Origin of the sequence: Enterococcus cecorum DSM 20682 = ATCC 43198 (genome assembly GCF_000407565.1) — a bacterium.
In the GTDB taxonomy this organism is placed as follows: Bacteria; Bacillota; Bacilli; order Lactobacillales; family Enterococcaceae; genus Enterococcus_E; species Enterococcus_E cecorum.
On the sequence record NZ_ASWI01000003.1, the window covers coordinates 190,806 to 216,632 of the forward strand.

At 38.0% G+C, this 25,827-nt stretch carries 26 protein-coding genes; 19 read left to right on the plus strand and 7 right to left on the minus strand.

Annotation, left to right across the window (positions count from 1 at the left end):
- Positions 1 to 7: 7 nt before the first annotated feature.
- Positions 8 to 1,282: an ISL3 family transposase gene (locus tag I567_RS01610; protein WP_016250512.1), complete on the minus strand. Its 1,275-nt coding sequence runs from the start codon at positions 1,280 to 1,282 to the stop codon at positions 8 to 10.
- A gap of 507 nt (positions 1,283 to 1,789) precedes the next feature.
- Between I567_RS01610 and I567_RS01615 the strand changes: the two genes are divergently transcribed.
- The 4 genes from I567_RS01615 (at position 1,790) to I567_RS01630 (ending at position 4,355) form a co-directional block, all read left to right on the plus strand.
- Positions 1,790 to 1,999 carry a hypothetical protein gene (locus I567_RS01615; protein ID WP_016250513.1) on the plus strand — a complete coding sequence of 70 codons (210 nt, stop codon included), beginning with the start codon at positions 1,790 to 1,792 and terminating at the stop codon, positions 1,997 to 1,999.
- A 44-nt stretch (positions 2,000 to 2,043) separates the two neighbouring features.
- Positions 2,044 to 2,268: a DUF2922 domain-containing protein gene (locus I567_RS01620; protein WP_016250514.1), complete on the plus strand. Its 225-nt coding sequence runs from the start codon at positions 2,044 to 2,046 to the stop codon at positions 2,266 to 2,268.
- Between the two features lie 82 nt (positions 2,269 to 2,350).
- Complete coding sequence (locus tag I567_RS01625) at positions 2,351 to 2,902, plus strand: TetR family transcriptional regulator (RefSeq protein ID WP_016250515.1); 552 nt, start codon at positions 2,351 to 2,353, stop codon at positions 2,900 to 2,902.
- A gap of 469 nt (positions 2,903 to 3,371) precedes the next feature.
- Positions 3,372 to 4,355, plus strand: a complete 984-nt coding sequence (locus I567_RS01630; RefSeq protein ID WP_016250516.1) for an aldo/keto reductase — start codon at positions 3,372 to 3,374, stop codon at positions 4,353 to 4,355.
- Positions 4,356 to 4,436: 81 nt separating this feature from the next.
- On the opposite strand, the gene I567_RS01635 is transcribed toward I567_RS01630, so the two are convergent.
- Complete coding sequence (locus I567_RS01635) at positions 4,437 to 5,741, minus strand: 2-hydroxycarboxylate transporter family protein (protein ID WP_016250517.1); 1,305 nt, start codon at positions 5,739 to 5,741, stop codon at positions 4,437 to 4,439.
- A 9-nt stretch (positions 5,742 to 5,750) separates the two neighbouring features.
- Complete coding sequence (locus I567_RS01640) at positions 5,751 to 7,403, minus strand: malolactic enzyme (RefSeq protein ID WP_224762890.1); 1,653 nt, start codon at positions 7,401 to 7,403, stop codon at positions 5,751 to 5,753.
- A gap of 100 nt (positions 7,404 to 7,503) precedes the next feature.
- On the opposite strand from I567_RS01640, the gene I567_RS01645 reads away from it, so the two are divergent.
- Positions 7,504 to 8,391, plus strand: coding sequence for a LysR family transcriptional regulator (locus I567_RS01645; RefSeq protein WP_016250519.1), 888 nt, complete (start codon positions 7,504 to 7,506; stop codon positions 8,389 to 8,391).
- A gap of 58 nt (positions 8,392 to 8,449) precedes the next feature.
- Here the strand turns inward: I567_RS01645 and I567_RS01650 are convergent, their stop codons facing one another.
- Positions 8,450 to 10,648, minus strand: coding sequence for a glycosyltransferase (locus I567_RS01650; protein WP_016250520.1), 2,199 nt, complete (start codon positions 10,646 to 10,648; stop codon positions 8,450 to 8,452).
- A gap of 54 nt (positions 10,649 to 10,702) precedes the next feature.
- On the minus strand, positions 10,703 to 11,746 hold the full coding sequence (locus tag I567_RS01655) for a GGDEF domain-containing protein (protein ID WP_016250521.1): 1,044 nt from the start codon (positions 11,744 to 11,746) through the stop codon (positions 10,703 to 10,705).
- A gap of 234 nt (positions 11,747 to 11,980) precedes the next feature.
- Here I567_RS01655 and glpK point away from each other — a divergent pair, with 234 nt between their 5' ends.
- Together glpK and I567_RS01665 are read left to right on the plus strand one after the other, a co-directional pair.
- Positions 11,981 to 13,483, plus strand: a complete 1,503-nt coding sequence (gene glpK / locus I567_RS01660; RefSeq protein ID WP_016250522.1) for a glycerol kinase GlpK — start codon at positions 11,981 to 11,983, stop codon at positions 13,481 to 13,483.
- Positions 13,484 to 13,565: 82 nt separating this feature from the next.
- Positions 13,566 to 14,222, plus strand: a complete 657-nt coding sequence (locus tag I567_RS01665) for an HD domain-containing protein (RefSeq protein WP_016250523.1) — start codon at positions 13,566 to 13,568, stop codon at positions 14,220 to 14,222.
- Positions 14,223 to 14,411: 189 nt separating this feature from the next.
- Here I567_RS01665 and I567_RS01670 read toward each other — a convergent pair whose 3' ends face one another.
- Entirely contained in the window at positions 14,412 to 14,933 is a 522-nt protein-coding gene (locus I567_RS01670) for a hypothetical protein (RefSeq protein WP_016250524.1), read from the minus strand.
- 27 nt (positions 14,934 to 14,960) lie between these two features.
- Positions 14,961 to 15,269: a hypothetical protein gene (locus tag I567_RS01675; RefSeq protein ID WP_016250525.1), complete on the minus strand. Its 309-nt coding sequence runs from the start codon at positions 15,267 to 15,269 to the stop codon at positions 14,961 to 14,963.
- A gap of 741 nt (positions 15,270 to 16,010) precedes the next feature.
- On the opposite strand from I567_RS01675, the gene rsmG reads away from it, so the two are divergent.
- From rsmG to I567_RS01735, 12 genes are all read left to right on the plus strand, one after another.
- Positions 16,011 to 16,727 (plus strand): 16S rRNA (guanine(527)-N(7))-methyltransferase RsmG, encoded by a 717-nt coding sequence (gene rsmG / locus I567_RS01680; protein ID WP_016250526.1) that lies wholly within the window; start codon positions 16,011 to 16,013, stop codon positions 16,725 to 16,727.
- 18 nt (positions 16,728 to 16,745) lie between these two features.
- A complete protein-coding gene (locus tag I567_RS01685) occupies positions 16,746 to 17,510 on the plus strand; it encodes a ParA family protein (protein ID WP_016250527.1) in 765 nt (254 codons plus the stop codon).
- The gene (locus I567_RS01690; protein ID WP_016250528.1) at positions 17,500 to 18,375 is read left to right on the plus strand and encodes a ParB/RepB/Spo0J family partition protein; all 876 of its coding nucleotides are present in this window, start codon (positions 17,500 to 17,502) and stop codon (positions 18,373 to 18,375) included. The genes I567_RS01685 and I567_RS01690 overlap by 11 nt, the downstream gene beginning before the upstream one ends.
- A gap of 79 nt (positions 18,376 to 18,454) precedes the next feature.
- On the plus strand, positions 18,455 to 18,643 hold the full coding sequence (locus I567_RS01695; RefSeq protein ID WP_016250529.1) for a DUF951 domain-containing protein: 189 nt from the start codon (positions 18,455 to 18,457) through the stop codon (positions 18,641 to 18,643).
- 2 nt (positions 18,644 to 18,645) lie between these two features.
- Positions 18,646 to 19,746, plus strand: a complete 1,101-nt coding sequence (gene ychF / locus I567_RS01700; protein WP_016250530.1) for a redox-regulated ATPase YchF — start codon at positions 18,646 to 18,648, stop codon at positions 19,744 to 19,746.
- Between the two features lie 97 nt (positions 19,747 to 19,843).
- Positions 19,844 to 20,542 (plus strand): DUF1129 domain-containing protein, encoded by a 699-nt coding sequence (locus I567_RS01705; protein ID WP_016250531.1) that lies wholly within the window; start codon positions 19,844 to 19,846, stop codon positions 20,540 to 20,542.
- 477 nt (positions 20,543 to 21,019) lie between these two features.
- On the plus strand, positions 21,020 to 21,883 hold the full coding sequence (locus tag I567_RS01710; protein WP_016250532.1) for a helix-turn-helix domain-containing protein: 864 nt from the start codon (positions 21,020 to 21,022) through the stop codon (positions 21,881 to 21,883).
- Positions 21,884 to 21,937: 54 nt separating this feature from the next.
- Entirely contained in the window at positions 21,938 to 22,801 is an 864-nt protein-coding gene (locus I567_RS01715; RefSeq protein WP_016250533.1) for an Rgg/GadR/MutR family transcriptional regulator, read from the plus strand.
- 81 nt (positions 22,802 to 22,882) lie between these two features.
- Entirely contained in the window at positions 22,883 to 23,098 is a 216-nt protein-coding gene (locus I567_RS01720) for a P-loop NTPase family protein (RefSeq protein ID WP_016250534.1), read from the plus strand.
- 198 nt (positions 23,099 to 23,296) lie between these two features.
- A complete protein-coding gene (locus tag I567_RS01725) occupies positions 23,297 to 23,968 on the plus strand; it encodes an ABC transporter transmembrane domain-containing protein (protein WP_016250535.1) in 672 nt (223 codons plus the stop codon).
- Between the two features lie 39 nt (positions 23,969 to 24,007).
- Complete coding sequence (locus I567_RS01730) at positions 24,008 to 24,862, plus strand: ATP-binding cassette domain-containing protein (RefSeq protein ID WP_016250536.1); 855 nt, start codon at positions 24,008 to 24,010, stop codon at positions 24,860 to 24,862.
- A complete protein-coding gene (locus I567_RS01735; RefSeq protein ID WP_016250537.1) occupies positions 24,863 to 25,819 on the plus strand; it encodes an ABC transporter transmembrane domain-containing protein in 957 nt (318 codons plus the stop codon).
- Positions 25,820 to 25,827: the final 8 nt, after the last annotated feature.

Consider the following 25,827-nt stretch of genomic DNA (forward strand, 5'->3'; position numbering starts at 1 on the left):
TTTATGCTTAGTAAGTGATCAGATGATTGATTAAGAAAATTCTGGTTCTCATCCTACGAAAGCTTCTAAACCCGTAAGCTACTCGTTTCAATGCTTTGATATGAGTATGCAGATTCTCTATTTTGGCATTTGAGTAAGGCAACTCTAAGGCTAAACGAATACCGGATTCATAGTTTATAAACGCTTTTTTTATATGATGCAGTTCTCTTGGTACCGAATTGGGCATTGTTTTTACAAGCTGAGAGAAGGTGTCCGCTTCTTTGTCATGAATTTCTTGATAGTAAGCATAAGCTATTCGTAGTTCATCAGAAGTAGAAAGTAGACGTTCTACGACTTCACTTTCGGTTAGATAGGCCCAACTAAAATTGCGCCATTTTGTCCATTTGTCATAAACAAGCATGTCCTGTCGTTTAATCAGAAGTCGAGATAAAGTCTTCACTTGTCGATAGTATTTAGCTTGTATTGGATCGTTTCGGTCGAAGATTTTCATGACTCGTAGTCGAATATCTTCAAAACTGCGAATGAGGTGCTTGACGATGTGAAAGCGATCCACAACGAGTTTGGCATGAGGAAAGCACTCTTTTATCAACGAAGCATAAGAGGCGTTCATATCCGTTACGAGTATTTTTACGTTTAAACGTGCACGTCGTTCAAATTGCATAAAATAAGAAACGAGATCTTTCTTCTTACGTGAAGGAAGAATATCCAGTAATTTCCCAGTATCGCCATCCATACAAGAAAAGGAATAGGGACCGACTTGATTTTTCAATGAACGAAATTCATCCACCAATAAACAGCGAGGCAACCAATTCCTTTTCACGTTTGTCATAGGGAGCAGAGAAGCGAGTGTTCGCGAAACGGTTGACCAAGAAACGCCGCAATGTTTAGAAATCGTCGTCATTTCTTGTTTTTCAGTCAATTCTTCCAATATTTTATAATATACTTGTTTGGCGATAAAACAGTTTTTTTCAACAATGTAGGTATTCACCGTAAAATAGGTGTGACAGCCACGACAGAGGGACCGTTGCTTTGCCAAAGCAAGATAAGTCCGTTGATTCGCACACTTATTGAGAAGGATCAGCGATTTTTTCTTTCCGTTCTTAACGATCAGCTCATGTTGATTCAGCTGTTTACACTGAGGACAGCGATGAATCGTTTTAATGAGCGTGGCAAAAACAACGATACTGTTGATTGAATGTATTTTTTTCTTCTCGACATGAGTGATTTGAATGTTTTCATCTTGGATTCCTAGTAATAGTTTGATAAGATGAAGATCAGGCATACAAAACGCTTCTTTGATTGTGTTGTGGTGATTCAATTCTAACGGAGCTTCTGTATGTTTTGTTTTTTTATGATCAAAAGGACCGATAGAATGATTTTTTATCAGTCCTAGAAATTATAGCGCCATAAAAAATATACAGCCCTGTGGTACTTTACCTACAGGGCTGTATATATTTTTTTACTCTCAGCGTGTCTGACTCCGTTTTATTGATTTTAAATGTTATTCGATGACCATTTAACAGGTCAAATTTGATGTTTTTGTCTCTATATGACTCAGTTTGATAATTATTGATAGATCAATTTGGGTCTATATCGAACAAGGAAAAATTGCCAAAATCCAACCAGAAGCGTAATCTATCCTAACTTTCCTCAGCTAGTTTGATGCTAGTTGAGGATTTTTTTATTTTTTTTTTCAAAATTTTTTTGACATTTTCTTTCTTCCATCCGTTATTAAAGATGTAAGACATACGTATGAATTACTCAATAAACAAGCAAAGGATGAAGAAACATGAAAGAATTTATCAACAACAAACTAACTATTTTAGTGAATGATCCTAACCAAGAAAAGGCTATTAGCCAAACTTTTCCAAATGTCGTGGAAACTTATGATGAAACAAAAGCCCAACAATTTGCCCAAGCTTTGGTGAAATTAGCCCCAGCAAATAGCGAAGTTGTCAGCATCATCGAAACCACGCAACGTAAGATTATCGCCAAATAATAACGGCTTAAAGTGAAAGATAAGAAATATTGGAGGAATCAAACATGAAAAAATTATACCTAACTTTTAAAAACGAGAATGGCAAAAAAACAAGCATCACACCGAAAGTCTTTGCGGAAAATTTAGAGGCTGATGTGGTACGCCAAGCAATGAATGAAATGGCTGGACTTGGCATTTTCCATAAAGATGAGTACGGTTTATACGCCAAAGTTGCCGGTGCGCGCTACGTAGAAACTATCGAAACACCATTATTTAGTGTCGATAAATAATTTTTTAGAGAGGCAGTTCAATCTGTCTCTCTTTGTCGTGTTATAATGAAGTCAAAGTATAGGTTATGAGAGGATTGAGAATATGGATACAAAAACAATTTTTGGAGAAAGCTTACTTGCATTAAATAAAACAAAAGATTTAGATAAAATCACAATTTCTGATATTTTAAAGAAGGCTGGTTTTAGTCGTCAAACTTTTTATAATCATTTTGCCGATAAATATGAGCTTATTCAATATGTATACAAGCATATGATTATCCCAAATTTCGATCATTTGTCTGCAGATTTTGATTTTACGGCGAATATGTTGGTTGCTTATCAAAACATGCAAAATCATCGGAAATTTATGCAGCAAGCTTGCCGGTTCAAAGATCAGAATAATTTGCAGGAATATATCTTTTATCACTGCTATAATTTTGACTTAGCTTGGTACCAATTATTGTTTAAAGGTCCGCTCCCAACCGAAGTACTGCTGGCTTGTCAATATCATGCCCACGCTTGCACCCATCTAACACTAGAATGGATAGAAGCCGGCACTTTTGACTACCAAGAAATCGTCGAAAGCATCGCCAACACCCGCAAAGCCAGCCTCAACCCCCTCTTTGAAAAACACAACAAACCAATGCCGTATTAAACTAAGGATGTGAGGTAGCTTGGGCAGACATGAGAAAATTCGTGTTTACCCACCGATGAGAAAATCAGTCAGCTTTAAAGATTTTCACAATCGGCGGGGCGAATTTTCAAAATGTCTAGCTACCGAACACAGATTAAACCAAGGATGTGAAGCGACTCGAACAGCTACAAGCAAAAGGTTATCAATCAACTTGGTCAAATACGAGAAAATTCATGTGTTACTTACTGCTAAGAAAATCGGATGAAAGGAGATTTTCTTAAGCAGGAGGGTGAATTTTCCAAGTATTTAGTTGATTGATACCGAGAAGGATAAGGTTTGTCCAGAACGTCGGGAAAGTATGAGAAGTAAAGACTTTCCCAGATGGATTGCTTAAATGTCCAAAACTTGATTTTTCCGTGAAATTGTCTATTATCTTTGCACTTTTCTTGCGTTATACTAAAGCTATCAAGGACAAAGTGAGGGAAAGATGATGGAAATGAGAAAATTTGGCTTAACAGATTTAATGGTATCGCAAGTTTGTCTTGGTTGTATGGGATTTGGTGAGGCAAATAGTGGGATGCATGCCTGGACGGTGGATTATCCAACTTCTGCGCGCTTAATTCATGAGGCTCAAGGACTAGGAATTAATTTTTTTGATACTGCGATGAGTTATCAAAATGGCACGAGCGAAGAATTTTTAGGGCGTGCTTTGAGAGAAAATAATAGTCGTGAAAAAAGTGTGATTGCGACTAAGTTCATGCCGCAAATACATAGCCAATTGTATCCAGAATTAGCACCAAAAGCTTATATTGAACGCTGTTTGGAAGATAGTCTACGCCGCCTACAAACGGATTATATCGATTTATATATTATGCACGCTTGGGATGAAAGTATTGCGCCTCTTGAATTGATGACGATTTTAGATGGTTTAGTCAAAAGTGGCAAGGTGCGTCATATCGGGGTGTCTAACGCGTTGAGTTGGCAAGTCGCTCAAGCTAATGAAATCGCCAAAGCACATGGGTTGACGCCGTTTGCTTCGATGCAAGGTCATTATAATTTGATTTTTAGAGAAGAAGAACGTGAAATGTTGCCGTACTGCCAAAAAGAAGGAATGGCCTATACACCTTATAGTTCGCTAGCTTCTGGTCGTTTGGCTCGTCTGACTGCTGATTCGAAACGTGCGCAATTAGATACTTATGCCAAAGGAAAATATGAAGCGACTAAAGACCAAGATCAAACAATAATCCAACGAGTCGCGGAATTATCCGAAAAGAAAAATACAAGCATGAGTGCTATTGCTTTGACCTGGTTAATGCAAAAAGGCACCTTTCCAATTATGGGTATCACCAAAGACCGACATTTGACTACCTTGTCACAATTAGAGGGTGTCACCTTAACACCAGAAGAAAGCCAATATTTAGAAGAAAATTACCACGCCCACGACCTAGTAGGAATGATGGCAAAAAGGATGTGAGCCGGGTCGGTTAGCTTTGATGAAAATTGAAATAGATAGACAAAACGAGAACCTCCGAATCAAAAAGAGGTTCTCGTTTTTTTAAATCATAAATAATTGGATTAAAATACCGGATAGAATTAAGATAATCGCACCGCCAAGTCGGTTTCCCATTTGTGCAAAGGCGATGAGTTCCATACGATTGCTAGCAGATAGCACCGCGACATTTCCGGTACCGCCCATACTGTTATTGCACATTCCAGCAGTAATCATGGACTCAACTGGATAAAGACCGAATAATTTGCCGAATAGACCGGCTGCTACGGAGATTACCGTCACACTTACGACACAAAGTACGACAAATTGCCAAGTTAACGCTTGAGCTAAGACATTTAAGTTTAATAAGGCAATCCCAATCGCAGCTAAGACCGCCGCGGTTAAATTTTTGACAATTAGTTGGTTAAACATAACAGCTGACTCTTGATAATAACTAGGAATAAAATTAAAAGCTTTACATATAAAAACAACAATAATCATAAACGCATAAGCATGAACTTTCGGTACAAAATAATTCAAAATACTACCACTTAAGAAAAAGGCGATAGATAAGGCAAGTCCCACGCCCATTTTGGCAATATCTAATTTTGGTGCAGGCTGATTTAAATCAACATCAATCTTCATCAAAATTCCATGGCCATTTTGTTTAGGAAAGTTTTCGCCAATTTTGCTGGTCATAGCCGCAAAAATAATCGCCAGTACATTACATAAAGCAGAAGCCGGAATCAAACGTGAAATCACCGCTGCTGAAGAAGTGTGTAGGCTACCTGCATAAATACTAGAGAGTGGCACGACACCAGCACCGATTCCGCCCGCCATCGCAGGAAAAGCTACATACATCACTGAGTCTTTGAAGCCATTTCCTAAAAGCATGCCCACTAGACCGACAGCAAAAAAGCAACTAACCATTGAAAGAAGGGCAACTGGGATAAAACGTACCGCTGCTTTCACTAATAAATCGCGGTTCATTCCTAAAATACTTCCTGTAATCAAGGCCGCAATATAAAAGTCCAAAAAGCCCATGTGGTTGACAAAATCTTTGGTTAAATCCACCGCACTATCTGGCAAAATATGGAAAGTGGCGATGGCAGCACTAGCAAAGATACAAAAGACCGCACCGCCGCCAAGATATGTTTTGACAATAGGAATTTTGGTCCCTAGAAAATGGAAGAGATTGCCTAATAATACTAAGACGGCTAAGGCACCTAGAATATTATGTGGTAATTTATCTACGCTTAACGCTAAGATTAAAACAAGTAATAAAATAAGATAAACTGGAAGGGAGATGCCAGTAATTTTGACCGACATCCATGATTCAAGTTTGTTTTTTTCACGAGTCAATTCCATCATCTCCACTCCTTATATGTCCAATTCGCGGTATTCAGGAGTCCATTTCATGTCTGCCACGGCTTGTTTGACATCTTTTATTTCTTCGCGGTTTAAGCCTTGATCGACCACGTTTTGCGCCACGATTTCAGCAATTTTTTGGGAGAATTCCGTGATTTTAGCAACTGGTGGTAAAATAGCTGCTCCTGGTTTACTACTATCAACAATTCCTCCTAGGGCACGGCTTGCTTTGGCTAAGATTTCTCCATTGACGCGAGTGGCAGTAGAAGCAATCAATCCAAGTCCTAATCCTGGGTACATTAAGGCATTGTTGGCTTGCCCGATTTGATAAGTCACCCCTTTGTAAGTCACGTCTGCTGCAGGGATACCAGTTCCGACCAACGCACGTCCATCTGTCCAAGCAAGCAAATCAGCGGCTTTAGCTTCAGCCAGTTTGGTTGGATTGGATAATGGGAAGATAATAGGTCTTTTCGTATGTGCAGCCATTTCTTTGACGATACTTTCAGTAAATGTTCCTGGTTGTGTTGAAGTACCAATTAAAATCGTTGGGTGTACAGCTTTCACAATGGCTTCTAGATTGGTTAATTCATCAGCATTTTCAAATTCGCTTCGTTCGCGGACAAAAGCTTTTTGACCAGGTGTTAAATCTTCTGTATCACTAAATAGCAAACCTTGTTTATCCACGAGATAGAAATGTTTGCGCGCTTCTTCTTCACTCAAACCACTTCTTACCATTTCTTCAAAAATCAAATTACAAATCCCTACACCAGCAGTTCCGGCACCAAAATTTAAGATAACTTGGTCTTTTAAGTCTTCTTTAGAGATATTTAACGCACCAAAGATTCCGGCCATTACAACAAGTCCAGTTCCTTGAATATCATCATTGAAGGTGGTTAATTGATCTTGATATTTATCTAGAATTTTTGCGGCATTGCTTCGGCCAAAGTCTTCCCAGTGTAATAAAATTTCAGGGAATAATTTTTCAGTCGTACGCACGAATTTTTCAATAAAAGCATCATATTTTTCACCGTAAATTCTTTCATGACGGTTCCCTAGATATAACGGGTTGTCGAGTAAGGCTTGATTATTCGTACCAGCATCAATAGAAACAGGCAACACTTGGCTAGGATTGATACCAGCGGCGGCCGTGTAGACCATTAATTTTCCAATGGCAATATCGACGCCGTTCACTCCCCAGTCACCCATTCCTAAAATTCCTTCTGCATCTGTGACGACGATTAAGCGAATATCACGACCCGCTGCGGCATTTTTTAATGTAGCTTCGATGTTTTCAGGTTCGTCCACTGATAAGAAGGCGGCATCTTGTGGTTTTAGGAAGATTTCGTTGTATTGTTCGATGGATTCAGCCACCACTGGATCATAAACAACCGGCATAAATTCTACTAAATGTTCATCCATTAAGGCATAGAATAAGGTGCGGTTGGTATTGAATAAGTTCATCAAGAAGATTCGTTTTTCAAGACGTGATTCTTTGCTTAAAAATTGACCATATGCTTGGACTTTTTGTTGTTCCAAGGTTTGGACAGCGCTAGGAAGCATTCCGGTCAAGCCGTATTTTTGGCGTTCTTCTTTGGTAAATGCTGTTCCTTTGTTTAAAAATGGGTTGTTTAAAATTTCAAAACCGTTCATCTTTAGATCCTCCAATAGTTTGTTTTTCTTTACGTGCGCTACTTTACGCTAAAAAATTTGTTATAGTCAAAAGGATGATTTATAATAAATAATATTTATATGAGAGGTACAGACGATGAAATTTAAGGATTTGGAGTATTTTCAGCAGTTAGCGAAATTGAAGAGTTATACGAAGACGGCGGCCTTTTTTCAGGTGAAGCAGCCAACGATTACCTATGCTATCAAGCGTTTGGAAGAGGAAGTACAGACGGAATTGCTTGTGCGAAATCAATCGCATGCACAGATTCAATTGACACCTGCGGGCAAAATTTTAGCCAAACATGCCCAAAATATCTTAAAAGAGCTCGCTTTGGCCAAACTGGAAATCAATCATTTGCAAGAGGTCCAGGTGCGCTTAGGATTACCGCCAATTATCGGTAATTTCTATTTTCCAAAGGTGTCCAAAGCCTTAGCCGCCCAACAATTATTAGCCAAACTAGAGATTTCAAATTCTGGTTCACAGGAGTTGTATCAAGCTTTACTCAAAGGGCAACTGGATTTAGCGATTGTCGGTATGATGAATCCTTTGTATGATGACCAAATAGAGATATTACCGATTGCTCAAAAACAGTTTAAGATTGTTGTGGGGCGCCATCATCCACTCGCTAAACAAAAATCAGTCGCCTTTAGTGAGTTAGTAGAGGAAAAATTCGTGGTGTTAAACGAGCAGTATATTCACCCCAAAGCGATGCAAAAATTAGCCAAACAAGCAGGCTTTACCCCAAAAGTCATTTATCAAAATAGCGATTTGAACATTTTAAAAGGCATGATTAAAGAAGGGGTGGGGATTGGATTTTTAGTGGAAATTGCGGTAGATGAGCAAAAAGATGAGCTGGTATGTCTAGAGATTGCCGATAAAAATCAGCCTTCGTTTCATATTTCCTTGTTATCGCGCAAAAATCAGCCAGCCAGTGTGAGCCAACAAGTCGTACAACAAATTTTAGAAGAAAACTTATTATCGTAAAAACAGCCAACTGATAGTTAAAACTGTCAGCTGGCTGTTTGTGTTTCACGTGGAACATTTAACTGTTACGCGTGCTGAAAAGTTTGCGGTAATTGGTGTGGTGCAAGACTTCCTGCCAATTATCAATGTGGTAAACAAAGGTATCCTGCGACAAAGCCCGCACCAAACTTAACTGAAAATCAATGCCCTGATAGGAAATATTTAGTTTAGGGGCAAATAACAGTGACTCTGCTTGGATAATCAAGTGTTTGGCAATGAAGTATTGAAGCGTCAAGGTCCCATCTGCGGTATGAATTTGTTGGAAAATCGGTACTTTGAGTTGTGCTTCTTCTCGTGTCATTTTCGTTTGGACTAAGCGCGTGCGTTGATAAAAAATATTGACAAACCGTCTAAACAAGCTGATTTGATGGTCATAATATTGCGGCAAATTTTGATTAAAACCATCATAAATATAGCTTAAATACTCGTGATACTGGCTTTTGTTGGTCAAATCCAGATGTACCCCAAAGAGATATTTGTCCCCCAGAGGCACCACTCGCACCACTTCACCCATTAAAGTCAGCGGTTGGTGGTCACGCATTAAGGTAAAGGCCATTTTTTGATTGAGCGCTACGTTAAGCATTTCTTCATTCATAAAAGAAAGACCTGCTTCAGAAATATCATGCGTTTGTGTTTGATAAAGTTGTCCGTTAAGCATAAATTTCAAAGGATAACTTGCTTTAAATCGTTCATAACTACGATAACTTGGGCGTTCCACGAAAAAGAGTAGTGCAAAAGTCAGATTAAATAAGTGACTCAGCAACCAAAAACTAATCACACTACCATAGAAGAGTTCAGTCGGCGTTTTACCAAGATTAAAGCGAATCAAGCCAACTAGCGCGAGTAGCCAAAGTAGAAAATGGGGCCAACCATAAAGAATGTCTTTTTTGCTCGCTTTGGCATTTTTATCGGTCACCTTAAAGCGATGTTCCCCCAGGCCAATCCATTGTTTGAATACCGGAATCGTCAAAAACGGTGCAAGAATGGTTTCCTGAATTTCGCCCCAACGTGGTGTGCTCACTTTGCTAGAGACTTCTTTTAGTGCAAGTTTTTGGAAAATTTGGCAAGGAATCCAAAAATACAACAAAGTCCAAAAGTTAGTATTCACGACTTCCCAACCGAGCAATGTATAACAAATCGGCGCTAAAATAAATACCAATCTCCTTGAAAAACTCCACCAATATAAATAACTATTTAGATAAACAATTTTTTGGCCAAAAGATAAGTTTTTATTCGTGAGTAGATGAATGTTTCGCACACTTTGGACCACCCCTTGAGCCCAGCGCACACGTTGCTTAATCATACTAGGAATGTCAACAGGTGTAAGTCCGCTAGCCATGGGTGAAAGCGTGGATAAATTTTGGTAGCCAGCAATATTCATTCTCGCGCCTAATTCGAAATCTTCCGTAATCGTATCAGTTGGAAATCCGCCCGCTTGCATAATGGCATCACGTGAAAGAACCGTATTCGATCCGGTATAAATCGCCGCACCATGGGCATTGTTTAAAATATTAATTTCCCTTGAGAAAAAGTCTTGCTCATTGGCTACATTTTGTTCGACAAAGAGATTAAATTGGAAAAGGTCCGCATTGTAAAAACTTTGTGGTGTTTGCACAAGGCCCAGCGGTTTGATTTTCTCATCTTGGCTGCGTTTGTACTGATTCTCCACAAAGAAAGGTACTGTTTCAAGTAAAAAATTACTATAAGGAATCATATCCGCATCAAAAGTCGCCACTAAAGGAGAACTAGTCTGACTCAAAGCGTGATTGAGATTTCCGGATTTGGCCTGCTTATTTCCTGTCATCCCGATGTGAGTGATGCCGAATTCCTCTGCCAGTGCTTTGACTTCAGGGCGATTACTATCATCACAAAGATAAATATGTACCTTTTGTTTGTCTGGATACTTCATCTTTACACAGGCATTGACAGTTTTTCTAAGAAGCGCGACATCTTCATTGTGTGTGGCAATCAAGACATCGACATCCGGATAGTCTTTTGCATTGGCCTGTGGTTTGCTTAATTTTTTGGCTTTTTGCTTATTGTAGATTAAAATCATCCCCGTAAAGGTTGAGACTACTTCACACAACCATAGCAAAATCCCAAAGACCAATACCCACCAAGCTTGGTGAAACGGCAAAGTAAAGAGCCCCCGCCAAGCTAAATAAATAACAGAAAACAAAAATGCTAAGGTAAAGATTATACGTTTTGTTAAACTCAAAATATCACCTTCTATCGTTATTGAATATCTATGAATTACAAATTGTTAGTTATCTTAATCACTCAGAATTGTTTGGTTTCGTCCTTGTTCTTTGGCGCGATACAAAGCATGATCTGCCCGATTGAGTGTTTTGAATAGATTTTCGTTTCTTTGTTTAAGCGCAATTCCTTGTGAAAGTGTCACAGTGTATGGAAAATCGGCTTTCTTGTGACAAAACGCAGGTAAATTTTCTTGTAGCTGCACTAAGTTTTCGCATGATTCGCTAAGATTTTTTCCAAAGAGCACAATGACCATTTCTTCGCCGCCAAACCGAAAAATCCGCGCGTTTGAACTTTCGATTTGCCGGAGATAATCCGCCACGAATCTTAACACGCGATCTCCTACCGCATGTCCATAGGTGTCATTGAATTTTTTAAAATAATCAATATCTAAAATACTGATACAACACTCTTCGCCGCTATTTTCCAGGGATAGCAGGAGCTGATTGAGTTTACGGCGGTTTTGCAATTTCGTCAGTGGATCAAAGTTGCTCGCTTGATACACCTCAGATAAATCTTCAATATATAAGCTCATCAAGCCATTGCCAACTACACCAGAAGCTAGTAATATCAAGCAATTCAGGATAATAGTTGGATTCAAACGCCCGAGCATTAAGTGTAGGATTATCGAACTTATGACCATGAAACTCATCGTCAGATTCATCTGATGAAAAATCGACAAACGCTTTTTACTGTACTTGCTAATCAAGGGTAGAGTGCCCATCAAATATAAATAAAAAAACAAATTAACCACGCTCATCAGATTCGATCCAAAGATAAAACGCGTTAATGAAAGGAAAAAGATACTAGCAATGACCACGGACCAATCGAAATAAATACAAGCAAGCGCAATCAAAATAAAGCGAAAATCAAAATGAGTTTGAAACGCTACAATGGAGTACTTCATTATAATCGTGCCAACTAAAACTACCCAAAGACAATAAAAACAGTTTCTTTTGAGCGGTCCAGCCCGTTTTTGGTCTAAATAATCATTCATCCGAAAATATAAGTAAACCGCCAAAGTCAAGATACTAATATTAGCTAGAAGACTATCGAACAAACAAACACCCTCTTTATTTTTAAATACTCTTTCCAACTTTTTATTATACCGCTAAATAGCAACTATCTCCAAACGTTATCTTTCAAACATAACAAAATAATATAAATCGTGAAATTTACTTACCTGTTTTCATCTTGTCTAGATTGTGGTAGTCTATAGGTGGCAAACGATTGCAAGTATTAAAAAAGTATGACCAACAATTCAATAAATAATAGAGAAATTTGAGGTGAAGAGATGCAAAGCCAATATATTTTATCCATCGACCAAGGAACGACGAGTAGTCGGGCCTTATTAATCAATCATCAAGGAGAAGTGATCGCGAGCTCGCAAAAGGAATTTCCCCAGTATTTTCCTAAAGAAGGTTGGGTCGAGCATAATCCGTTAGAAATTTGGCATAGTGTGCAAACCGTGATGGCTGGGGCGTTTATCGAGTCTGGTGTCAAGGCGAGTCAAATTGCGGCCATAGGGATTACCAACCAACGTGAGACGACCATTATTTGGGATAAAAAAACAGGCAAGCCCATCTATCCAGCTGTGGTTTGGCAATCGCGACAATCCAGTCCACTCGCTGATCAATTAAAGCAGCAAGGTTTAGAAGAATGGTTTTATCAAAAGACCGGCCTTCGAATAGATGCTTACTTTTCAGCAACTAAAATTCGCTTTATTTTAGATGCAGTCCCTGGTGCGCAAGAACGAGCAGAAAAGGGCGAATTGCTTTTTGGTACAGTGGATACTTGGTTGGCATGGAATCTTACTGGAGGGGCAATCCATGTTACTGATTATACTAATGCTAGCCGGACGATGTTATTTAATATTCATCAGTTAATTTGGGATAAAGAGATTTTAAAATTACTAAATATCCCAGAATGTATACTGCCGGAAGTCAAAGAAAATTCGACTGTCTATGGCTATACGCAACCTGATGTCTTTTTTGGTTGTAAAGTGCCCATCGCAGCTATGGCCGGGGACCAACAAGCCGCACTTTTTGGCCAACTTGCTTTTGAAGAAGGCATGATAAAAAATACGTATGGGACGGGTTCATTTATTGTGATGAATACCGGTCATACGCCGAAACATTCGGATCATCAGCTGTTAACGACGATTGCCTATGGTTTGAATGGTCAAGTCAATTATGCGCTGGAAGGGAGCATTTTTGTGGCGGGTTCGGCGATTCAATGGCTACGTGATGGTTTGAGAATCATTAAGAGTGCCAAAGAAAGCGAACAGGCCGTTTTGAAAGCTAGTCCAGATGATGAGGTTTATGTCGTGCCGGCTTTTGTTGGGTTAGGAGCACCGTATTGGGATGCCGATGCAAGAGGGGCGATTTTTGGGCTGACTCGGGGGACGACGCGCGAAGATTTAATCAAAGCCACCTTACAATCTGTGGCCTATCAAGTGGTGGATATAATTGATACTATGCAAAAAGACACGCAATTAACCATTCCACAGCTGAAAGTGGATGGTGGGGCAGCTCGGAATCATTATTTGATGCAATTTCAAGCGGATTTATTAGAGATTGAAGTCCAACAAGCCGGCAATTTGGAGACCACTGCTTTAGGTGTGGCTTATCTAGCAGGTTTAGCGGTTGGTTTTTGGCAAAGTGTGGACGAACTCAAAGCCATTCACACCATCGGCGCGACTTTTATCCCACACATGAGCGAACAAGAACGCCACAAACACCTAACCAACTGGCAAAAAGCCATCCAAGCTACCCAAAACTACAAACCAGTAAAATAAGGTTGTAAATTGACTCGGTCAGCTACAAGCGGATTACCCAATGTTGGCTATCATAACTAAAAAATAAAGTAAAGGACACAAAATGGATCCAAAACAAGAAAAAATCATTCAGAAAATCGAACAAAAAATGAAAAATCAATTTGGTGGGGAAAGTAGCGGCCATGATTATTGGCATCTAGTGCGAGTGAAAAATATGGCTCAAAGCATTGCCAAAAAAGAATCCGCCAATCTATTTATTGTGACGTGTGCTGCGTTACTCCATGATGCGATTGATGAAAAATTAGTTTCAGATGTTGCCAAAGCGAAACGCCAATTACAAGAAGAGTTGCTAGAAGTGGGATTGACCGCAGAAGAAATAACATGGATTTTGCAAATTATGCAGGAAATTTCTTTTAAAGGTGGCCATAATTCGCAGACTCCTTCCACTTTGGAGGCAGAAATTGTCCAGGATGCTGACCGTCTTGATGCCATTGGAGCGATTGGGATTGCGCGGACCATGAGTTACTCAGGTTTTCATCACAGACTGATTCACGATCCGCAGAAAGTTCCACGTGAAACATTAACATTAGAAACATATCGCAACGGTCAAGATACTGCGATTATGCATTTTTACGAAAAGTTATTGAAGTTAAAAGATTTGATGAACACCGCGACGGCTAAACAAATGGCTCAACATCGTCATCAATATATGGAAGATTTTTTGACAGAATTCTATGCAGAATGGGATGGCCGATGCTAAAAAATAAAAATAAATAAAGATTTTACTCCTTATTTGCTTATTTAGTTAGTGAGGAGTTTTTTTGTAGCACAATTTCGAAAGGCTAGCTAAAATAAGGACTCAATAAAAGTAACTAAACGAAAAGAGCAAAAAGAAGGATATTCTCTTTGCTCTTTTTGTATGCTAATTGTTGAATACAGACGATACTACTTATTCATTTTCTTCCACGTCATCTATCATTTGTTGGATTTCTTCATCGGTAAGGTCATCTTTAAATGCACTTTTAACAAATTGAAAAATATAACTAGGGGCAGCTTGATTCGCTTTAAATGCAATAATTATATTTCTTGCATTTCGATTTGTTGCTTCTATTCTTCCTTCTTGTCTTCCTTTTTCCTCACCAATTAAGCGTTCATCTAGAAGTCTTGTTTCATAGTCCATCAGTTCTCGCCTCTTTTCTGAATCTTGGTTATAATAATCAATTTCCTTCATTAATTTGCTTGCTAGGGGATTGGTTTGATTTGGCTTTTGGTTCATCACATCGATAATTCCTGCCAAATCATTTGATACTTCACCTTCCGTACCCTTTGAATTAACAAATAGCACATGCTCATGCGTATCTAAGCGTAAATCCCGAATCGTGTCTTCATATTGGTGGAATTGATAGCGGCGTAATCCATGACTAAACGGATCAAATGTACATAATAAAATAACAAAACTTTCTTTCAACATGTGGAAGGTTTGTCCTTTCATTAAGGTTTAATTATCAATTTGTGATTGATAATAGCGTGCACGTCTTCCTAAGTCGCCGGTATTTTCCACCTGCATTTCAATATCATAGTAACGTTCTTGGTCATCTTTAACCACGGCATCAAATCGAACACCGCGAGCGGAGGTTACTGGGGTAATTTCGTGCTGGACCTCTTTATGAACAATGCCGGTAATGTTTAGTTCAGGCAAAATCGCACGGATAATCGCTAAACAATTCTCCTCACTTTTCATAACCCACCCAAAGATAATATCGTTGGTCAATCCAAAATACACTGGATTTTTATTTTCTTTTTTCATGAAAATATCCTTTCTTCTCCACAAATTTATTATACTATAAAACCTTTTCATTGGATATCAAAAGAAGTACGAACAGTCAACTCGCCATTGGACTCAAAAAATCCAAAAATCATCTAGTATAGTATCTGGAGTATAAGTTTTTTGCTGCTACTTATTAAATACGCAAAAAAATCTCAAAAGCGCGAAAAAACCTCCCAAAAATTTTTGGAAGGATTGTTGATTTATTTTCATATCAAATAGTCATTCTGTTCTGTATCACATACAACACTTTTTCAGGTGAATCAAATTCATCTATCCTTTGGCGTGCAAGGGGTACAGCAATTTTTACGGATTGCAACTGTCAAAGATTTTTCAGGTAAAAAAAAGAGGTATACTGGGAAAAGGAAAGCTGTAGACTTATTAGAAAGGTAATTCCTTCATTAATCTAAACCAAAATCACACTGCATCAAAAAGTTGGCAAGCCCACATTTTGTTCCACGTGAAACATTTAGGCAGAGAAATCAATAGAATAGGCATATATTTGCTGGGCCGGTCTTATTAAGTATGACTAGGGAGCGTATTTTGTCGTTGACTAGTTTTAAGATAGAAAAATGCTATAATAGATGAAGGAAAAAGCTAGGTTGTTTTTGCGGATAAAGGTTTACACTTTGGCTGATTTACGGTAAAGTAGTAATTGTTCTGTGAAACAAAAATTCTGTTTCACAAGAGAATCAGTCCTAGTAGAAAAATTGAGGTAAATAGATGAACCCAGAAGAATTTAAAGCAAGTTTGGCGGCAAAGGGAATCGTATTAACACCCGTCCAAGAGCAGCAATTTGCACGATATTTTGCCTTGCTGGTGGAGTGGAACGAAAAGATGAATCTAACCGCCATTACGGAAGAAAAAGAAGTCTATCTCAAGCACTTTTATGATTCGATTATGCTTGGTTTGGCCCTACAATTAGACGAAAATGCCAAATTATGCGATGTCGGCTCAGGAGCGGGTTTTCCAAGTATTCCGTTAAAAATTGTTTTTCCTGAGCTAAAGGTGACGATTGTGGACTCGTTAAATAAACGCATCCAGTTTTTAACGCATTTAGCTGCTGAACTAGGCTTAGAACAGGTGGCGTTTTACCATGATCGGGCGGAAACTTTCGGGCAAAATCCTAAATTCCGCGCACAGTTTGACTATGTGACTGCACGGGCGGTGGCGAGATTGAATGTCTTGAGCGAATTGTGTCTGCCATTAGTGAAAAAACAAGGCTACTTCTATGCACTAAAAGCAGCGAAAAGTGAAGAAGAACTGCAAGAAGCGCAAAAAGCCATTGCCACATTAGGCGGAAAATTTATAGAAGATATCGCCTTTACGTTGCCGGAGTTAAACGATGAGCGTCATATTTTAGTGATTCAAAAGCGCAAAGAAACGCCGAATAAATATCCGCGCAAACCAGGATTACCCAATAAAAAACCGATTCAATAATTTATGGAGGTGCACGAGTTGGTACGCATTATTTCAGTAGCAAATCAAAAAGGAGGCGTCGGTAAGACAACAACGACTGTCAATTTAGGGGCTAGTTTAGCTTATCTTGGCAAAAAAGTATTGTTAGTCGATATCGATGCCCAAGGAAATGCAACAAGCGGCGTGGGTATCAGAAAACCCGACGTCAATGAAGATATTTACGATATTTTAGTCAATGAAGTCGATATTAAAGAGACGATTTTACCAACCAGTCGTGAAAATTTATTTATTGTGCCAGCGACTTTACAATTAGCCGGGGCCGAAATTGAATTGACTTCCATGATGGCGCGTGAGTCTCGTTTGAAATTAGCCTTAGATGAAATTAAAGACGATTACGATTATATTTTGATTGATTGTCCGCCTTCTTTAGGTCATTTAACCATCAACGCTTTTACCGCGAGTGATTCCATTTTGATTCCGGTACAGTGTGAGTATTATGCCTTAGAAGGTTTGAGTCAGTTATTAAATACGGTTCGTTTGGTGCAAAAACATTTCAATCCAGATTTGGCCATTGAAGGGGTCTTGTTGACGATGTTTGATGCCAGAACCAATCTCGGAGCTGAAGTGGTCGAAGAAGTGCGCCGTTACTTCCAGGAAAAAGTGTATGAAACGGTCATTCCGCGAAATGTCAGACTCTCAGAAGCACCAAGTCATGGCTTGAGCATTATCGATTATGATATTCGTTCAAAAGGAGCCGAAGTATATCAAGCTCTAGCAAAGGAAGTGTTAGCGCGTGAAAAATAAAGGCAAAGGTTTAGGACGTGGCATCGATGCGTTATTCCAAGATATTGAAGAAGTCGATGTGAAAAAAGAAGAAGTATTGGACTTACCGCTCAATGAATTGCGACCAAATCCTTATCAACCGCGAAAAACTTTTGATGAGCAGTCGTTAAAAGAATTGGCCAACTCCATCGAACGTTCTGGCGTGTTTCAACCGATTATTGTCCGTCGTTCACAGATTAAAGGGTATGAAATCATTGCCGGAGAACGTCGCTTTAGAGCTTCAAAACTTGCGGGCAAAACGGATATTCCTGCAATTATCCGTGACTTTGACGAAGAGATGATGATGCAAATTGCGGTCTTGGAAAACTTGCAGCGTGAAGATTTAAATCCGCTAGAAGAAGCCGAGGCCTATGATATGCTGATGAAAAACTTGAAATTAACGCAAGCGCAAGTGGCTGAGCGTTTAGGCAAGAGTCGTCCGTATATCGCCAATTATTTGCGCTTGTTATCTTTACCAAAATTAGTCAAAGAAATGGTCCAAGAAGAGCGCCTATCGATGGGACAAGCCCGCACACTACTAGGCTTAAAAGATAAGAGCAATTTATTAAAACTAGCCAACCGTTGCGTCAAAGAAAATCTTACTGTCCGTCAATTGGAAAAACTAGTTTCTGAGATGAATGAAGCCAAAGAGAAGAAAAAAATTCCGCGCTTGATGAAGGAAAAACCGTATTATTTACGTGAAAGTGAAGAGCGTTTGATGGATAAATTTGGCACCAGTGTAGCTATCCAGGAGAAAAACGGCAAAGGTAAAATCGAAATCGAATACCTTTCACAAAATGATTTAACCCGTATTTTAGATATTTTGGATATTCATTTTGATTCATAAAAACAAGGAAGCAATTTGCTAGGCTATTCCTTGATGAAAGTCCGTGAAAAATTAGCGAAAAAAGAAATAGGTGAGGCGTATGTTTGATTTAAATGATATTGTTGAAATGAAAAAACCGCATGCCTGTAAGACGAATCGTTGGCAAATCATTCGCATGGGTGCCGATATCAAAATAAAATGTCTAGGATGCGAGCATATCGTCATGATGCCTAGACGCGAATTTACCAAAAAAATGAAGAAAATATTAGTGAAAGCTGAGGAACAATAAAAATGGCATTAACTGCTGGAATTGTAGGTTTACCAAATGTCGGCAAATCTACTTTATTTAACGCAATTACAAAAGCTGGCGCAGAAGCAGCGAACTATCCTTTTGCGACCATCGATCCTAACGTCGGCATGGTGGAAGTCCCTGATTGGCGTTTGAAACGATTAACAGAATTAGTCAAACCGAAAAAAGAAGTCCCAACCACCTTTGAATTTACCGATATTGCCGGAATTGTAAAAGGAGCAAGTAAAGGAGAAGGACTAGGAAACCAATTTTTAAGCCACATTCGTCAAGTGGATGCGATTTGTCATGTGGTTCGTTGTTTTGATGATGAGAATATTACCCACGTAGAAGGTCGCGTGGATCCAATTGCCGATATCGAAACGATTAATTTAGAGTTGGTGCTAGCGGATTTGGAATCTGTGAACAAACGCTATACTCGTGTGGCCAAAGTAGCGAAAACCAAAGATAAAGATGCCGTTGCTGAATTAGCGGTCTTAGATAAAATCAAACCTGTCTTAGAAGAAGGTAAGTCTGCGCGCAGTGTTGAATTTAGCGAAGAAGAACAAAAAATTGTGAAAGGACTATTCTTATTAACAACTAAACCTGTCTTGTACGTGGCAAACGTGGCAGAAGATGAAGTGGCAGATGGCGAGAACAATCCGTATGTCAAACAAGTGAAGGAATTTGCAGCAAGTGAAAATGCAGAAGTCATCATTGTTTGTGCACGGGCAGAAGAAGAAATTACCGAGTTAGAAGAAGAGGACAAAGCTGAATTTTTAGAAGCGATGGGGATTGAAGAATCAGGCTTAGATCAATTAATTCGTGCAGCCTATGATTTATTAGGTTTAGCGACTTACTTTACAGCCGGTGAGCAAGAAGTCCGTGCTTGGACCTTTAGAAAAGGCATGAAGGCGCCACAATGTGCAGGGATTATCCACTCTGACTTTGAACGAGGCTTTATCCGTGCAGAAACCGTATCATTTGAAGACTTAGATCATTATGGGACGATGCATGCGGCTAAAGAAGCTGGTCGTGTCCGTTTAGAAGGTAAAGATTACGAAGTGCAAGACGGCGATATTATGCTCTTTAGATTTAACGTTTAAAAAAGTTCTATCACAAAGACTAAAATTTTGTTACAATGTAGATAAGAATCCGCTTTACTGACTATTCAGTAATTGGAAAGGGGAACTTGGAAAGTAGATGGAAGTAGAAACACTTAGAGAATATGTTGCACAAAACCGCGAGTTAGAAACACAACTCACCAAGCGTAATCAGCAATATATTTTTGACTTGAAAAAAGCATTAAACGCAGCAAACCTCTCTGAAGAAGAATTAACCGTTGTTTTACATGAGATGTTGCCAGTTTTGGTGCGTGAACAAAAAAGTGGCGTCACTGCGCGTCAATTGTTTGGCACTGTTTCTGAGCGTACAGATGCGATTATTAATAAACCAGCCGAAGAAGCCAAACCAAATAGCCAATCAGTGATGATTTGGTTAGATAATTTCTTATTGTTATTGGGATTATTCGGTCTGTTTATCGGTCTGGTTGCTCAGTTTAGCAAAGGACAAGCCCAACCATATGGCGTGTTGACGTTATTTGGTACGGCAGCAGTTGGGGGCTGGGTCTTCTATCTGATGCACCGTTATGTCTATCAATACCAAATGCCTGGTGCAGATGTGAAAAACCGTCCTCGTGGGGGCAAAGTCATCGCCATTTTAGTAGGAAGCTTCCTACTTTGGTTTGTCGTAATCATGGGAAGTGCCTTGATTCCACAGCCAATCTTAAATCCAATTATCATGATGATTTTAGGGGCCATTGCTTTAGGATTGCGTTTCTATTTGAAGAAGAAATTCAATATCGTCAGCAGCCTATCCAGCCCACGTACTCGTCAAAAATAACTAATTGAAACAATCAACAGCCTACAAACGTCTTTTTTTCAGAGATGTTTGTGGGCTGTTTTTTTTTTTGCAATTTATTACATGCTTTTGTAAAGAGAAAAATAGTATAAGTTGATGCAAGTATAATAAACAAATGCTTGATAAAAATAAAAATATGATTGTTATCATAAAAAAATCATATTATAATAAATTCATAAAAGGAGCGTAGTCAAAAGGATTGATGAAAGCGCATTAAAAATATATTTATAAATATGTGAAAGCTTCAACTAGTAACTATATGTGTCATGATAAATATAGATTATCTTGAAACAACTACTATAGCAATATCCAAAATAATAAAAAATAGAGAATAAAATATTTTTTTAGGAAAGACATTTTTTATCATAGCAAATAGACATCCTTTCTTATTTTCTATCACTTTATCAGATGGACAATACATCCACATTTTTATCTCTAATATGCAAGTGAGGAATTTTTATGGAAGATTTTGGCAAAATATTTAAAAAATACCGAGAATCTAGGCAATTAAAACTCCGTGATATTGCCAGTAAGGAATTATCCACTTCACAAATATCACGCTTTGAAAATGGTGAAAGTGACTTAACGATTACGAAATTCATGCATGCCATCCAATTAATCAATATGCCGATAGATGAATTTATGTATACAGCAAATCATTTTAAACGAGATGAATTGAATGAATTGTTATACAAAATTCAACAATATACAGCAAATAGAGATATTGATAGTTTGAAAAAGATGTTATCAGATGAAGAAAGTGCTACAAGCAATAATCTAACTATGCAAAAAATTAGGATCCTACTCATCAAGATTAGTATCAATGGGTTATCTGGAGAAAAGTTATTTAATGAAGCAGATGTTGAAGATTTAGCAGACTATCTATTTAGTGTAGCGTATTGGGGAAGAAATGAACTACTAATATTTGCTAACTCTATTAAAGTATTTAATAAAATGACAAATTTAACTTTGTTGAGGGAAATGAATCGGCGAACAGATTTTTATAAAGAACTTCCTCAAAATAGAACTTTAATTGCTTCCATGAATGTCAACGCGTATATTTTTTGCGTAGAAAATTCAGAATGGATAGAAGCACAGTATTTTGAACAACAACTTAAGGAAACTTATTTTAAAGAAACAGAAATCTATGAACGTCTTGTATTTATTTATGCTAAAGCGTTCCATGATTATAAAAAGAATAAAGATGAAAAAGCGTTAAGACAATTATACGATGTAATCAAGGCGATGAAACTTGCTGGAAGTGTTCACCTAGCTGAAAATTTTGAGGAACATTTAAATAAGATATTGCAGCTAAATGAGTAAAGGGATTACCTAGTAAGTTTTTGTTTATCCTATATATGCAAGGAGTAGGATATTATGGAGAACTATGGAGAAATTTTTAAAACTTATCGCGAAGCAAGAGGGCTGAGTCTAAAAGATATTGCTGAAAGTGGTTTATCTACTTCACAGTTATCTAGATTTGAAAAAGGAGAAAGCGATTTAACAATAACAAAATTTATTAAGGCTTTACGAAAAATCAAAATGCCCATCAATGAGTTCATGTATACAACAAATGATTTTAAAATAGATGAGATAAATAGATTATGGGTTCAGATACAAACATTATTTATAACTAAAGATATTCATGGCTTACAAAAATTACTAAGTGAGCAACAGGAAATGGAACGAGAAGTTAAAATATTTCAACAGTTGAATACTACCATTATTAAAATATATTTATCGGATTTAACTAAGGAAAAATTATATACTCAAAAAGATATTGATTATATTGTTGATTACCTATTCGTAGTGGATTATTGGGGAGAGTATGAATTGTTGATTTTCTCTAACTTATTATTCGCTTTAAATCATGAAATGAGTATGATGCTGTTAAAAGAAATGAATCGTCGAACGGATTTTTATAAAGAAATCCCAAGTAATAGAAGAATTATTGCTTCCATGAATTTAAATGCTTTCATTACGTGTATTGAACGAAATAAATGGTTAGATGCACATTATTTTGAAAAACAACTAGAAATGACCTTTTTTAAGGAAACAGAAATTTATGAACGTTATTACTTTTATTTTGCCAAACAAATGCTCAGATATAAAAAAGATGGAGAGGATAACGCGATTATCGAAATGAAAAAGATTATTGCTGGATTAAAAATGGTAGATTGTCATAATATTGCCAGTTCATTTGAAGAAGAATTAGCTAAAATGTTGGGTAGTGATAGCTAGATTGCATATATGGGATATATTCTTAGAGAGTTGTAAATAGTATAAAATATTATTAACCTTTCCGGTGGAGAAAAACAAAGAATGTATCTATCAAGGGAACAAAATCATCAATCGCCATTCTTAATTTTAGATGAACCTTTTTCAGCGATGGATGCAGAACAATTAAAAAAAGAGTTGCTTAAAGTACTAAATGATGAAGGAACCGTGTTATTAACTATTCACCAAAACAAAGACTTACTTTCACTTTTTGATCGTGTGTGGTGCTTAAAAAACGGGAAATTTGAAATTGTGAAATAACGAGTCGCAACAGTTTTTTGTAAGGAGAAACTGTTGCGATTTGTTTTTTTAGAAAACGATTGTAATCCAAATGGCGATACGGTATGATGAGAGCATAATAAGAATTGTCTGAAAATACTAACTTGCATATATGGGAAATTTTTAAACGATTCTTCCATCTACGTTAAAGTGAAGAAAACAGAAAAAAGGAGTGTTTTTATGCGGTTATTTCGTTATATACATCGCTGGCGCTTAGGCTTCTTCGTCATGGCAGTTCTCGGCGCCTTTTGGGGGTTAGTTTCGCCCATCGTCATTGACAAAGTGTTAAATACAAATCAGCTAACAGACATGGCTTCGTTATTGAAGTTGACATTATCTGGTCTAGGTGTGTATGTGCTTTTTAATGGTTTGCAGTATCTATCCGATGTAGTAACCTCTGAAGCCACACAAGAAGCTTTGGTCAATATTCGTCGACAATTGGTGCAACGGAAATTATATGCCAATGAAAAAGCAGCCAAATCCGATGCCATTAATCTTTTGAGCCAAGATGTCGAATTTTTCCATGATTACTATGTAGAAGAAGTGTTTAAATTTGTTGCCATGCTACTTAGTTTTTGTGCAGTGTCAGGTTATCTTATCTTACAAAATGTGAAACTCGGTCTACTATTTGTTATTCTTTCTTTATTGCGACCACTGCCACAATTATTGCTAAATAGCTATACGGAAAAAGTCGGTGAAGCGCAAGGGGTTGCCCGTAACGAGGTGATGGCGCAATTGATGGATTTTGTGAAAGGCCGAGGCACCATTTTACATAATCAATCCAATCAAGCGACATTTGCCGATATGAAAACGCAGATTATGGATTATGAAAGTAAACGTGCGAAATACTAATATATCTATAATTTTCTATTTTTCTTTAATGGGATTACCATGTTTTTAGGTCGAGTAGTACCGATTGCCTTATACTTTTTGTTCCCTCACTTTTTTGAAGAAACGAATTTTGCAGCACTCGTGGCGATGTTTATTGCTTCAGGTACGCTAACGAATCCATTACAAACGATGATGTACTCGCTGTTAGCCTTTCAAGAAGCGAAAAGCACGACAGAAAAAGTCTATGCAGTGCTCGATGAAGTCCCAGAAAGCCCACAAACGAATTATGTCGAACAGCTTCAACGTTTGGTCTGTACGGATGTTGCGAAAAGCTTTGATAAAAAATGTATTTTACAGGATTTTAACTATACTTTTGAAGCCGGCAAGCATTATTTAATTCGTGGGGCAAGTGGTAGTGGTAAGAGTACCTTACTCAAGCTCATTAGTAAAGAAGAAACCCTTGATGCAGGGAAGATTGCAGTTTATGATGATTCACAGCACTCCTTTACAGACTTTACGCAAAATGTCGGGATGATTCAGCAAAATCCGTATCTATTCAATGCGACTATCCGCGAAAACCTCAGCCTTGGTCAAAATTTTCAAGAGGAGCAATTGTTAACGCTCTTACAACAAGTCGGATTGGATCAAGAATTTCCTGAAGGTTTAGATTTTCAAGTGGAAGATAATGGGAAAAATGTTTCTGGCGGTCAGCGGGTACGTCTAGAGATTGCACGCTTTTTATTGCGGCAAAAAGATATCCTACTCGCCGATGAAATTACTGCGGCACTCGATCTAGCAAATGCACGTAAAGTCCGTCAACTCTTACTTTCACTACCAATTATGATTATCGAAGTGGCGCATTATGTAGACGATTTAAGTGTATATGATGCAGTGATTGATTGGGAGGTGGCTTAGATGTTTGTCAAAATTATGGGAAAAAAGGTTGTAGCGCTTTTAATACTATTAGGCTTTATTTCAACGCTGTGTATTTTGTGTGAACCTTTGATTTTAAAACGACTTTTCACGCTTGAACACGCACAAGGAATACAGCAAGTCTGGAGTTTTATCCTCTATGGTTTGTGCGTTTATCTTTTACTTTATGCTTTGATGTTAGCGGATAATCTGTTGAGCAATTATTATATGGTCTATCGTACGGGCGAGTTGCGAGTGAAACTGTATCAGCTACTCACGACACGCAAGCATGCCTATACTGAAGACGAGCAAATTGCTATTTTAACGCAAGATGTCGAATTCTTCTTTCAACAATATATGACCATGGCATTATTGGTACTAGTGAGAATACAATTCATTATCGTGTTGTCTGCGTATTTGTTATATCAAAATGTCATTGTAGGTGCGTTATTTATCGTTTGTGCAACACTATCGATTTTTGTTCGTCACGCCTTTGATAAAAAAATTGACGAATTAGGGGGCAAACAATCGACGACTCGTAGTACCTTGCTATCAAAAATCATGGACGCGATGAATGGTCAGCAAACTTTACGCATGAATCAAGCTTTGGATGCTGCTTTTTCACAAGTGAATGACGCAACAGTCGCTTATGAAAATGCGCGAAAAAAAGCGAGTATCATCCGTAAAGGGGCACAATTTGTTTTAGGTTTAGTTGGGTTTATCGCTCAAGTCTTACCATTGTTTATCGGCTTTTATCTTCAAAGTTTGGGTGTTTCTGGTGTAACGATGGCGAGTTTGGTGGCGATGTTTGTAGCGTCTAGATCTTTTGGTACTAGCATAGGTGAAGCGATTGACTGTTATAATCAGCTTAGAGCAAGTAATTCCGTCAAAGATAAATTTGTCGAAATCTTTGCATTAGAAGAGACCCCTCTGATTGTTCATCCAGCTGCAAATGCCTAATTTTCACA

Coding starts and splice junctions, on each gene's coding strand:
- I567_RS01610 (WP_016250512.1), bottom strand. CDS start 1,282: ATGCCTGATCTTCATCTTATCAAACTATTACTAGGAATCCAAGATGAA.
- I567_RS01615 (WP_016250513.1), top strand. CDS start 1,790: ATGAAAGAATTTATCAACAACAAACTAACTATTTTAGTGAATGATCCT.
- I567_RS01620 (WP_016250514.1), top strand. CDS start 2,044: ATGAAAAAATTATACCTAACTTTTAAAAACGAGAATGGCAAAAAAACA.
- I567_RS01625 (WP_016250515.1), top strand. CDS start 2,351: ATGGATACAAAAACAATTTTTGGAGAAAGCTTACTTGCATTAAATAAA.
- I567_RS01630 (WP_016250516.1), top strand. CDS start 3,372: ATGGAAATGAGAAAATTTGGCTTAACAGATTTAATGGTATCGCAAGTT.
- I567_RS01635 (WP_016250517.1), bottom strand. CDS start 5,741: ATGATGGAATTGACTCGTGAAAAAAACAAACTTGAATCATGGATGTCG.
- I567_RS01645 (WP_016250519.1), top strand. CDS start 7,504: ATGAAATTTAAGGATTTGGAGTATTTTCAGCAGTTAGCGAAATTGAAG.
- glpK (WP_016250522.1), top strand. CDS start 11,981: ATGCAAAGCCAATATATTTTATCCATCGACCAAGGAACGACGAGTAGT.
- I567_RS01665 (WP_016250523.1), top strand. CDS start 13,566: ATGGATCCAAAACAAGAAAAAATCATTCAGAAAATCGAACAAAAAATG.
- I567_RS01670 (WP_016250524.1), bottom strand. CDS start 14,933: ATGTTGAAAGAAAGTTTTGTTATTTTATTATGTACATTTGATCCGTTT.
- I567_RS01675 (WP_016250525.1), bottom strand. CDS start 15,269: ATGAAAAAAGAAAATAAAAATCCAGTGTATTTTGGATTGACCAACGAT.
- rsmG (WP_016250526.1), top strand. CDS start 16,011: ATGAACCCAGAAGAATTTAAAGCAAGTTTGGCGGCAAAGGGAATCGTA.
- I567_RS01695 (WP_016250529.1), top strand. CDS start 18,455: ATGTTTGATTTAAATGATATTGTTGAAATGAAAAAACCGCATGCCTGT.
- ychF (WP_016250530.1), top strand. CDS start 18,646: ATGGCATTAACTGCTGGAATTGTAGGTTTACCAAATGTCGGCAAATCT.
- I567_RS01705 (WP_016250531.1), top strand. CDS start 19,844: ATGGAAGTAGAAACACTTAGAGAATATGTTGCACAAAACCGCGAGTTA.
- I567_RS01710 (WP_016250532.1), top strand. CDS start 21,020: ATGGAAGATTTTGGCAAAATATTTAAAAAATACCGAGAATCTAGGCAA.
- I567_RS01715 (WP_016250533.1), top strand. CDS start 21,938: ATGGAGAACTATGGAGAAATTTTTAAAACTTATCGCGAAGCAAGAGGG.
- I567_RS01720 (WP_016250534.1), top strand. CDS start 22,883: ATGTATCTATCAAGGGAACAAAATCATCAATCGCCATTCTTAATTTTA.
- I567_RS01725 (WP_016250535.1), top strand. CDS start 23,297: ATGCGGTTATTTCGTTATATACATCGCTGGCGCTTAGGCTTCTTCGTC.
- I567_RS01730 (WP_016250536.1), top strand. CDS start 24,008: ATGTTTTTAGGTCGAGTAGTACCGATTGCCTTATACTTTTTGTTCCCT.
- I567_RS01735 (WP_016250537.1), top strand. CDS start 24,863: ATGTTTGTCAAAATTATGGGAAAAAAGGTTGTAGCGCTTTTAATACTA.